Origin of the sequence: Streptococcus sp. DD11 (genome assembly GCF_001578865.1) — a bacterium.
In the GTDB taxonomy this organism is placed as follows: domain Bacteria; phylum Bacillota; class Bacilli; order Lactobacillales; family Streptococcaceae; genus Streptococcus; species Streptococcus panodentis.
In genome coordinates this window covers 136,366-138,114 of sequence record NZ_KQ969393.1, presented here as the reverse complement: position 1 = coordinate 138,114, position 1,749 = coordinate 136,366, and the positions used below count along the sequence as shown (strand labels likewise).

Annotated in this window: 1 protein-coding gene; it reads left to right on the top strand. The window is 49.3% G+C overall.

Features of this window, described 5'->3' with window-relative positions:
* Nucleotides 1–1,400 (top strand): glycosyltransferase family protein (locus STRDD11_RS03935; protein ID WP_128836277.1); only part of this gene is annotated, 1,400 nt, incomplete at its 5' end.
* Nucleotides 1,401–1,749: the final 349 nt, after the last annotated feature.

The window sequence follows — 1,749 nt, the reverse complement described above, 5'->3', positions numbered from 1 at the left end:
TTGTCAGCAATCCCTGGTACTTTTATCCGCTCCTGCTGCTCTTTCTGCTGGGCCTCTTTCTGATCCGGCCTCTGCTGGAAAAGCTTTCAGGCAAACACCTTTTTCTAGGACTGAGCCTGCTCTTTCTTGCAGCAGCTATTTTCCTGATCACCTCCTACAGCGGAAGAATCCGGGCTGATGCCAGACATGTCTTTTATGCAGCAATAGCCTTTAATCAGGGCGACTACAGCTCGCTGACGACTGTCGGCAGCTATCTGTACCGCAACCCGCATCAGCTGGGTCTCATGACGCTGGAGCGGCTCTATGCCTACATTTCTCCGACGACTCAGTTCGCCTTTGTCATGAATATCCTATGGACGCTGCTCAGCAATTTTCTGATTTATAAGATCACGGCTCTGCTGACTGCTAAGGAAATTATCCAGAAATACACTATTCTCCTGACCTTTCTCTTTCTGCCCCAGCTTTTTTTCGTTCTCTTTGTTTACGGTACGATTCCCGGCCTGTTTTTCTGCCTGCTCAGCCTTTATGCCTTTATCCAGCTGGAGCAAAAGGGCCGTCTGCTCTACGCCCTCTTGGGAGCGGCCAGCATCGGTATGGCCTGTCTGCTGCGGAATAACTACATGATTTTTGCCCTCATGCTGATGGGGGTCTGCCTGCTGTCTGCTTTTTATAAATGGGCCTGGAAAAAGCCGCTGGCCATCGTTCTGATTGCGGCTGGCATTGTCTTTCCCGGCAAGTTTCTGACCGGCTATTATGAAAATCTAATCGGACAGTCTATCGGAGAGGGGACTCCAAAAATCGCCTATATCACCATGGGCCTGCGCGATGACCCCAACCGCCAGACCTTGGGCGGCTGGTATGATGCCTACAATACGAAGATTCTCAAGCGCAACCAATACAATGAAAAACAAGCGAGGGAGATGGCCACCCGTGATTTGAAAGACCTTCTCATTCACTTCATCAAGAATCCCGGCTACGCTCTCAAGTTTTTCTACGAAAAGGTCAAGTCCACTTGGACCGAGCCGACCTTCCAGTCCGTCTGGACAGGACCGCAGATCGAACGCCAACAGTATATGAAGCCGGCTGTACTGCGCAGCATTTATGAAGAAAGGGCTGGCTATCAGCTGGTCAATTTCCTGCTGCTCATTTTGCTGGCCGCTATTTACCTGCTGTCCTGCGGTTTTGTCCTCCGCAAATATTTCATTGCCGAGGAAAGACTGCGGCCCTTTGACCTTTATCCTTTTATCTTTCTCTTGGGCGGCGGACTCTTTCACTTCTTCTGGGAAACCAAGAGCCAGTACGTTTATATCTATGTGCTCCTGCTCATTCCTGCAGCGGCCCAGAGCCTGGTTGAGCTAGGCGACTGGTGGCAGGAAAGAAAAGAAAAAAGAACTCTTTGAGGTCGTAGATGAGGCTGGAACAGGCTCAAGAGTCGGCTAAAAATACGGCTATTTGACGAATGTTCCGCTTTCTTCATCTACAGCTTCCCAACCTCACCCTCTCTTTTACTCCCTCGGACTGAACGAAAGTTGGGAACTTCGTTCCCTGAGACTGAAGACAAAGTTATCCAAAGTCTTTCCTTAAGCGAGTGCGGACGGTAGCGACTTCCTTCGGAATTCCATACCTAAGATTTGAGCCTAAAGTCTCAAATCTTCCGAGCGCCTGAAACTAAAGAGTTTCAGGCGCTTTTCTCACAGCGGAAAGACTTGGTTGATCTTTGTTTTAATTATAGCCTCAAACTTGTAACCA